Annotated in this window: 7 protein-coding genes; 5 read left to right on the forward strand and 2 right to left on the reverse strand. The window is 60.3% G+C overall.

Going from position 1 to position 8508, the window contains the following annotated elements; genetic code table 11:
* Positions 1-176 precede the first annotated feature (176 nt).
* Positions 177-869 (forward strand): ABC-2 transporter permease, encoded by a 693-nt coding sequence (locus RR842_RS09880; RefSeq protein ID WP_332729627.1) that lies wholly within the window; start codon positions 177-179, stop codon positions 867-869.
* Positions 870-1014: 145 nt separating this feature from the next.
* Here the strand turns inward: RR842_RS09880 and RR842_RS09885 are convergent, their stop codons facing one another.
* On the reverse strand, positions 1015-1425 hold the full coding sequence (locus RR842_RS09885; protein WP_332729628.1) for an Rrf2 family transcriptional regulator: 411 nt from the start codon (positions 1423-1425) through the stop codon (positions 1015-1017).
* Between the two features lie 225 nt (positions 1426-1650).
* Between RR842_RS09885 and RR842_RS09890 the strand changes: the two genes are divergently transcribed.
* The 4 genes from RR842_RS09890 (at position 1651) to RR842_RS09905 (ending at position 6127) form a co-directional block, all read left to right on the forward strand.
* Positions 1651-2493, forward strand: coding sequence for a glycoside hydrolase family 25 protein (locus RR842_RS09890; protein WP_332729629.1), 843 nt, complete (start codon positions 1651-1653; stop codon positions 2491-2493).
* 168 nt (positions 2494-2661) lie between these two features.
* The gene (nifS, locus tag RR842_RS09895) at positions 2662-3858 is read left to right on the forward strand and encodes a cysteine desulfurase NifS (RefSeq protein ID WP_332729630.1); all 1197 of its coding nucleotides are present in this window, start codon (positions 2662-2664) and stop codon (positions 3856-3858) included.
* A 54-nt stretch (positions 3859-3912) separates the two neighbouring features.
* A complete protein-coding gene (gene nifU / locus RR842_RS09900; protein WP_332512806.1) occupies positions 3913-4359 on the forward strand; it encodes a Fe-S cluster assembly scaffold protein NifU in 447 nt (148 codons plus the stop codon).
* Between the two features lie 454 nt (positions 4360-4813).
* Positions 4814-6127, forward strand: a complete 1314-nt coding sequence (locus RR842_RS09905) for an MFS transporter (RefSeq protein ID WP_332565618.1) — start codon at positions 4814-4816, stop codon at positions 6125-6127.
* Positions 6128-6216: 89 nt separating this feature from the next.
* Here the strand turns inward: RR842_RS09905 and uvrB are convergent, their stop codons facing one another.
* Positions 6217-8367, reverse strand: coding sequence for an excinuclease ABC subunit UvrB (gene uvrB / locus RR842_RS09910; protein ID WP_332554082.1), 2151 nt, complete (start codon positions 8365-8367; stop codon positions 6217-6219).
* Between the last annotated feature and the right edge of the window lie 141 nt (positions 8368-8508).

Consider the following 8508-nt stretch of genomic DNA (forward strand, 5'->3'; position numbering starts at 1 on the left):
CCGGTATCGTGCTCGCAGCCGGATTGGCACTCTATGCCCTCTCGGGCGTCCTGTCCGTCAGACTCTACGCGAAGCGCCAGTTCTAAGACAGTATTCCAAGTGCAGCAACAAGGGCGGAAAGTACAGCAACCAACAAACCGCATCCTTCCCGCCCCCATGCAGAAAGAGGCGAAACTATGAGAACCGTCTTAGTGTCAGACCTTTTGCTTATTGCAGGCAACAGGTCGTTCAGGGTACAGGCTGTCGGGTTTTTCATCCTCGGGGTCATCACCTCGATCGCCATAGGCAACTCACCTATCATCGTGGCCTTCCCCACACTCATCATGCCGCTCTCCTCTCTCCAATTGCTTATGTACGCCGACGGCCGTAAGGACTGGGAAGGCTTTCGACTGGTATTGCCCCTTACCCGTCATGCAGTGGTTGCTGGACGCTATGCAACGCTTGCCGTCGTGGTGGTCGCAACCCTCGTGCTCGGTATCGCCATCTATGGGGTAGCATGCTTGCTTGCCCCGCTGCTGACCGGCATCGTACGCCTCGCGCCTGCCTCGCCCGCCCCTTTTGACGGCACGATCCTTCTTGCCGTGTTTGCCGCGTGCTGCCTGCTTTTGTCCTTCGTGCTTTCAGTGGTCCTGCCCCTTTTCATGAGGATGGGGGCACTTAAGGTTCCCCCTCTGGTCGTCGCGATACCCATCCTGGTCGTCATGTTGGCTTTCTACGCAGCCATGCCCTACCTGAGGGAATGGATGGCGCTTTTGACCGACCCCTCCCAAACCATCCTTTTTTCGGGAATCGCCCTAGCGGTCGCGTTGGGGCTCTATGCAGTCTCGGCCGCAGTTTCCATGAAGCTGTATCTCACACGAGATTTTTGAGCATCTGAAGCAGCAACGCGTCCTTGTCGCGAAACATTTCGCAAGAAGGACGCGTTGCAATGCACGTGCTATGGTATTTCGCATGCAGGACAGGGGGGGTCTCTCTCCGATAGACCCCTTGCGAGGAAAGGTGACCGCCCTGCGCTTATCTCGCCTTTGCCAAGTCGGCCAGCGTGATGCCGTCCACGTAGTTTTCGATAACGGTGTCAAGGCCGCGCCAGAAATCAATGGACATGCACTCGTCACGGCGCGGGCACACGGCCGCACCTTCTTCGAGACAGGCCACGGGAGCACAGCTGCCTTCGGTAGCGCGCAGCACGTCGCCTGCGGTAATCTCGCCTGCCGGACGAGCAAGCAAGTAGCCGCCGCTCACGCCGCGGATGCTCCTCAGCACACCGGCCTTCACCAGCGCACCGCCCAGCTGCTCAAGGTACTTTACCGAAAGGTCTTGACGCTCGGCAGCTTGGCGCATCGTAACCGGTACGCCGTCCGCACCCAGTATCGCAACCTCGATCGCAAGCCTTAGGGAGTAGCGCCCCTTCGTCGAAACCATCATATCGCTCACACCATTCTCGCCGCTCTACTCAGCGTCGTTGGTCGAATCCGCCCCACCGTCAAGCCTTTTGCGGGTAAAATCCCTATAAGTATAGCTTATCGATAACCTTTCCACAGGAGGTGCTCGCAGAACGCCGTTTATCGTGCGAAATCACCCTTCTGTGTTCCGTTAGCAGATTCAAACCGCCAACGGAAGAGTAAGACAAAGCTTTGATAGGATGGCATCATGAGAGAAACTACCTCCCCTTATCGTCGCATCTCAGCGGCAGCGACGCCCCCGACGACGGTCGCACGGAGAGCGTGCGCGCTGATCATGATTGCGCTGGCGCTTGGAGCGCTGTGCCTTCTGCCCGGGTGCGGCCAGTCCACCGCCGCAAGCACATCCGCATACGTCAGCCCCTACGACTGGACGGGACTTGAGGCGAAAGGCGATCGCCTTTCCTACTCAGAAAACGGCGAGATACGCTCGGACCTGGGTGTCGACGTGTCAAGCCATCAAGGTGCCATCGACTGGCAGGCAGTTGCTTCGGACGGCATCGACTTCGCGATTATCCGCCTCGGCAACCGCGGTTACACGGAAGGGAGCCTGTACGTCGACGAGCGCTTCTCCCAGAACATCGACGGAGCCGCAGCCGCAGGACTCAAGACGGGCGTCTATTTCTTCTCGCAAGCGGTGAGCGAAGATGAAGCCCGTGAAGAGGCGGCACTGGTGTTGGAGCAGTTGGCAGGCCGGGCACTCGACCTGCCTATCGCCTACGACCATGAACCCGTAAGCGACCCCGCCGGGCGCGCCAACCATATGACAGGAGCCGAACTCGCAGCGTGCGCCCGCGCATTCTGCGAGCGTATCGAAGCCGCAGGCTACGATACCGTCGTCTACGGCAACAAGCAGGACGTAGCCCGTTTCGGCGGCGACTCGTTGGGCGACCGTCCCGTCTGGCTCGCCGAGTACGATGCGCCACAGCCTACCGCTCAGTTCGATTTCGTCATGTGGCAGTACACCAACGGCGGGGTCGTCGCCGGCATCTCGACCAGCGTCGACCTGAATATCCGCTTTCTCACCGACTAGCGCCGCCGCACCCCCGCTTGCGCCCCGCAGGCAACAAATACCCTACTATTTGTATAGCATATATCGACGTTTTCTTCTCGCCCTTGACGTGCGCTGCATTTGGTGGCATTATTCCTAGTAATTCACTAGGGTATTTTACGGGGACAGCCCCAACAAGGAGACCGGACCATGAGCGAACCGAAAGACATCTACCTGGACAACGCCGCCACCACGAAGCTGCGGCCCGAGGCGCTTGACGCCATGATGCCGTATCTCACCAGCGAATACGGTAATCCCAGTTCGTTGTACCCCCTTGGCGAGAGCGCCAACGCCGCCCTCGCCGAAGCGCGTGGCGTAGCAGCCCGCGCAATCGGGGCGAAGGACCGCGAGATCATCTTCACCTCGGGCGGCACCGAAGCTGACAACATGGCGCTCATCGCAACCGCCGAGGCCTACGCCGAGCGCGGCCGTCATATCGTCACCAGCGCCATCGAGCACCACGCCGTGCTGCATGCCTGCGAGTATCTGGAAAAACGGGGCTTCGAGGTAACGTACCTGCCCGTAGACGAGTACGGCCTGGTATCCCCCACTGCGTTTGAAGCGGCCTTACGCCCCGAAACCATCCTCGCGTCCATTATGTTCGCGAACAACGAAATCGGCACCGTCGAGCCCATAGCCGAACTCGGTGCCATTGCACGAGCGCGCGGCGTGATTTTCCACACCGATGCTGTGCAGGCGTTCGGACATCTGCCCATCGACGTGGACGCCTTGAACATCGACTTGCTGTCGGCGTCGGCCCACAAGATATACGGCCCCAAGGGCACCGGCCTGCTCTACCGCCGCCGCGGCGTCAAAGGTGGCGCGTTCATCCACGGCGGACAACAAGAGCGCGGGATGCGCGCCGGCACCGAGAATGTTGCCGGCATCGTCGGCTTCGCCAAGGCTATCGAACTTGCCCTCGCGGAACAGGAGATCGAAGCAGCGCGCTTGACCGAACTGCGCGACCACGCCATTGCGCGCATCCTGGCCGAGATCCCGCACGCACGCCTGAACGGACATGCGAGCAAGCGCCTGCCCAACAACGTAAACTGCTCGTTTGAGTTCATCGAAGGCGAGGGCATGCTGCTGCAACTGGCTTTCAAAGGCGTATCCGCCTCGAGCGGATCGGCCTGCACATCGGGCTCGCTCGACCCCAGCCACGTCTTGCTGGCCATCGGCCTGCCTCACGAGATCGCGCACGGGTCCCTGCGCCTTACCTTCGGCCGCGACACGACACGCGAAGACGTTGACTTCGCCATCGACGCACTGAAGGGCACGGTGGGCAACCTGCGCGCCATAAGCCCCCTGTACGAAGACTTCCTGAAAGAACAGCTCGTGGCCGTATAGGCAACGGCACGCGACCGAGCACGGATCGACTCAAACCAGAGAAAAGGAGCTCTCATGGCTTTTGCATACAGCGAAAAGGTAATGGACCACTTCACGAACCCGCGCAACGTGGGTGAAATCGAGAACTGCAGCGGATGCGGCACCGTCGGCAACGCCCAGTGCGGCGACATCATGCGCATGTACGTGGACGTCGACGACAGCGGCATTATCCGCGACGTGAAATTCAAGACATTCGGCTGCGGCGCCGCCATCGCCACCTCATCCATGGCAACCGAGCTGGTAAAGGGCAAGACGGTGCAGCAGGCGCTTGAGGTGACCAACCGAGCCGTCATGGACGCCCTCGACGGGTTGCCGCCGGTAAAGGTGCACTGCTCGCTTCTGGCCGAGGAGGCCATCCATGCGGCACTCTGGGACTACGCCGAGAAAAACGGCCTGGTCATCGAGGGCCTAGAGAAGCCGAAGACCGACATCCACGAGCACGAGCACGCCGGAGTGGCGTAAACAAGGTAAGACTTTGCCGGCAAAGGCCGCAAAGTCTTACCTATTCCAAAATCATGAAAATCGGGTAGGAGGTGCGCCATTCGTTGGCGCACCGTCCGAAATCGGACGGCATCGCTGCTTGGCAAGAAAGAGCTACTACCGGAGCTGCCCCCTTTCACGCGCTCGGATCAAGTCAACAAGGACAGATACGCAAACAGACAACGCAATTATTCGCTTGACGGCTCCATCGCTCCTGCTACACTGAAAACCACGTTTTTCAACCAAGGAGCTCTGTTTTGATGCAATCAGCATTTTTGTAAGAGGTACGTCTTCCGCGTGCCGATTCCTGCAACTTCTCGTTGCACTCTTCTTGCCAACCAAAATGGCTGGCGCGGCCGCGTTCGCAACCTCACACTGAAATGCACAGCGCACCCTTTTCGCGCCAACCGCATCAAACGACAGGAGCTTTTTCCTCATGACTGAGACAACCGCTTTGACGAGCGCCGCTGGTCGGCCTCTGCCCAAACGATGGCTTGCCATCATCGCCACCATTTGGGGCGGCCAAGCCGTATCTATGATCACCAGCTATGCCGCCGGCTATGCCGTGGTCTGGTACATCACCGAGACTACCGGCAGCGCCCTCATGTTGGCCGCCGCGGCAATCTGCGCCTACCTTCCCCAAGGGCTACTCTCGCCCTTCGGCGGCGTCATTGCCGACAAACATAATCGCAAAACCGTTATGATCGTGGCCGACCTGGGCATCGGTGTAGTGTCGCTGGGCCTAGGCTTCGCCATTTTGTTCGGTCAGGTTTCGTTCGCCCTGCTCATGATATTGGTTATCGTACGCAGTATAGGCCAGGCCTTCCACGGACCGGCCATGTTGGCATCCATGCCGCTGCTCGTGCCCGAAAAGCACCTGCTGCGCATCAACACGCTCGACCAGCTGCTCATGAGCGTGGCATCCATCGGGGCGCCAGCGTTCGGCATCTTCCTCTACACCACCCTCGGCTTCCACTCCGTCCTGTTCTTGGACTTCTTTGGCGCAATAGCCGCAGTAGCCGGCCTGGCGTTGGCGAAGATACCCACCGTGGTGGACAAGACGGCATTCGAGCAGCACGTATTCGCGAACCTACGTGACGGCTGGAAGGCACTTTCGGCAAATCGAGGCCTCGTCATCCTCATCGCAGGCATCACCATAGGCATGGTGACGTTCGCGCCGCTCGGAGCCATCTTCCCTCTTATGACCTTCGACCACTTCTCAGGGGATGGCTATATGGCCTCCATCGTGGAAGCGGCGTTCGGCGTAGGCATGATCGCAGGCTCGGTGCTGCTCATGACCTGGGGCGGTGGAAAGGGCCAGAAAATGGCGCGCCTCATCGCCATCGCCGCCGTCGTCGTGGGAGCAACCACTGCCGCCTGCGGGTTCCTCTCGCCTGACATGTTCGTAAGCTTCGTGGTCCTGTGCTCCATCATGGCCATAGCCTGTTCGTGGTTCAACGGGCCGCTCATCACACTCGTTCAGCGCCTCGTCCCCGAGGAAAAGACAGGACGCGCCTTGGGCCTCACCACGGCCGCCATGGGCCTGGCCTCCCCCATCGGCATTGCGCTCGGCGGGATGCTGGCCGAAGCCGTCGGCGTGGCAGCGTTCTTCGTCGTCGACGGCCTCATCTGCCTCGTACTGGGCCTAGTACTCTATCTCCCCAAGAGCGTTCGGGCGCTTGACCACGCGCCGGCAGAAACCGCGCAGGGAAGCGAGAGCCCGTCGGGACATAAGGAGTCCTCGAAATAACAGGCAAGAGTCGAAACCCATGAAAGGTTCCGACTCTTTTGTTTGAGGGGCTTTTGATACAGCCCCCGACTACGCCTGCCCTCAGCCGTCTACGACCGGCGGCTGCTTCCGTAGGCCGAGTTCTTGCGATTGCCGAACGCGCTGCCTTTGCGGGCGGTCTTTTTCAGGTCTTTCAGCACATCGTCCTCGCTGGAACCTTCCACCTGGGCGCGCAGCTTCACCACCTGATCGCGCAGGCGGGCAGCCTCTTCGAAGTCCATGCTGACCGATGCCGAGGCCATCTCGTCTTCCATGGAGGAGACAATGCGCAGCACCTCCTCGCGCGACAGCGCAGCCAGCTCCTTGTTCACTTGCTCGGCGGTCGTGTTGCCCACCTTGCCGGTCACGTATTCCATAATATCGTTGATGGCTTTGCGGATAGTCTGCGGTTCGATGCCGTGGTCCTGGTTGTACTGCATCTGGATGGCGCGGCGGCGCGTCGTCTCCTCAATAGAGATACGCATAGACTCCGTCATCCGATCGGCGTACATGATCACCTGGCCCGACACGTTGCGGGCGGCGCGGCCGATCGTCTGGATGAGGGAGCGGTGGTTGCGCAGGAAGCCCTCCTTGTCGGCATCGAGGATGGCCACCAGCGACACCTCCGGCAAATCCAGGCCCTCGCGCAGCAGGTTGATGCCCACCAACACGTCGAACTTGCCCTGGCGCAGCTCGCGCAGGATCTCGATGCGCTCGAGCGTCGCGATATCGGAGTGCATATAGCGCGCCCTCACCCCCTGGTCCAACAAGTGGTCGGTCAAGTCCTCCGCCATCTTCTTGGTCAGCGTGGTTATGAGCACGCGCTCGTCGCGGGCCGCGCGGTCCTTCGCCTCGTCGATAATGTCGTCGATCTGGGAAGACGAGGTGCGCACGATGATCTCCGGATCGAGCAGGCCGGTCGGGCGGATAATCTGCTCCACCTGCTGTTGGGACACCTTCAGCTCGTAGTCGCCCGGCGTGGCCGACACGTACACGAACTGCGGGATGCGCTCTTCGAACTCGTCGAAGCGCAGCGGGCGGTTGTCCAGGCAGCTCGGCAGGCGGAACCCGTGCTCGGCCAGCGTGATCTTGCGCGAACGATCGCCTTCGTGCATGCCGCGGATCTGGGGAACCGTAACGTGGCTCTCGTCGATGATGCAGAAAAAGTCCTTCGGGAAGTAGTCGATGAGCGTGTAGGGAGGCTCGCCGGGTGCGCGGCCGTCGATATGGCGCGAGTAGTTCTCGATACCCGAGCAGAACCCGATCGTCTCGATCATTTCCAAGTCGTAGTTCACGCGCATCTCGAGGCGTTGGGCCTCCAGCAGCTTGCCCTCTTCCTTGAACTGGGCCAAGCGGTCGCGCAACTCGTCGCGCACCGTACCGAGCGCACGGTCGAGCTTCGGGCGCGTCGCTACATAGTGAGATGCCGGCCAGATGGGCAGCGCCTCGTATTCGTTGCGCACCTCCCCGGTGACGTTGTCCACTTCCACGATGCGCTCGATCTCGTCGCCCCAGAACTCGATGCGCAACGGATGGTCCGCATAGGGCGGGAACACGTCCAACGCATCGCCGCGCACGCGGAACGTCCCACGCTTCAGCTCGTAGTCGTTGCGGTCGTACTGGATGTCGATAAGGTCGTGGATGATATCGTCACGGTCAGCTTCTTTCTGCTTGTCCACGAACACGGCCATGCCGGCGTAATCCATAGGCGAGCCGATGCCGTAGATGCACGACACCGAAGCCACCACGATGCAATCACGTCGCGACAGCAGCGCCGAGGTGGCCGCATGCCGCAGCTTCTCAACCTCCTCGTTGATGGAGGCGTCCTTCTCGATGAACGTGTCGGAGGAGGGCACGTAGGCTTCAGGCTGGTAGTAGTCGTAGTAGCTCACGAAGTACACGACCGAGTTGTTCGGGAAGAACTCTTTCAACTCCGAGGCCAGCTGGGCTGCGAGCGTCTTGTTCGGCGCCATGACCAGCGTAGGCTTCTGCACCGATTCGATGACCTTCGCCATGGTGAATGTCTTGCCCGAGCCCGTCACGCCCAAAAGCGTCTGGTAGCGCAGGTTGTCGCGCACGCCGGCGCTCAGCTTCTCGATAGCCCGAGGCTGATCGCCCGCCGGTTCGTAAGGCGATACAACCGTGAAGGGTGCAGAAGCCAGCCGCGCGTCGGCAGGCTTGCCCTCCATTTCGGCACCCTCCAAACTGGATAAATGAGCCATGCTGATCCCTTCCTGCACCCAAACGGCACTACCCGCGACAGCCGATCGAAGATAAGGGATTTAGTGTAGCATAGGCATTAGTATATGAACAGATGTTCTGATACCCCCTTTAACGCATAATTGCTGACAGTGGGTCATTTT

The organism is Gordonibacter sp. (genome assembly GCF_036667095.1).
In the GTDB taxonomy this organism is placed as follows: domain Bacteria; phylum Actinomycetota; class Coriobacteriia; order Coriobacteriales; family Eggerthellaceae; genus Gordonibacter.

Bases quoted from the DNA above. Each gene is read 5' to 3' on its own strand.
- RR842_RS09880 (WP_332729627.1), top strand. From the start codon at position 177: ATGAGAACCGTCTTAGTGTCAGACCTTTTGCTTATTGCAGGCAACAGG.
- RR842_RS09885 (WP_332729628.1), bottom strand. From the start codon at position 1,425: ATGATGGTTTCGACGAAGGGGCGCTACTCCCTAAGGCTTGCGATCGAG.
- RR842_RS09890 (WP_332729629.1), top strand. From the start codon at position 1,651: ATGAGAGAAACTACCTCCCCTTATCGTCGCATCTCAGCGGCAGCGACG.
- nifS (WP_332729630.1), top strand. From the start codon at position 2,662: ATGAGCGAACCGAAAGACATCTACCTGGACAACGCCGCCACCACGAAG.
- nifU (WP_332512806.1), top strand. From the start codon at position 3,913: ATGGCTTTTGCATACAGCGAAAAGGTAATGGACCACTTCACGAACCCG.
- RR842_RS09905 (WP_332565618.1), top strand. From the start codon at position 4,814: ATGACTGAGACAACCGCTTTGACGAGCGCCGCTGGTCGGCCTCTGCCC.
- uvrB (WP_332554082.1), bottom strand. From the start codon at position 8,367: ATGGCTCATTTATCCAGTTTGGAGGGTGCCGAAATGGAGGGCAAGCCT.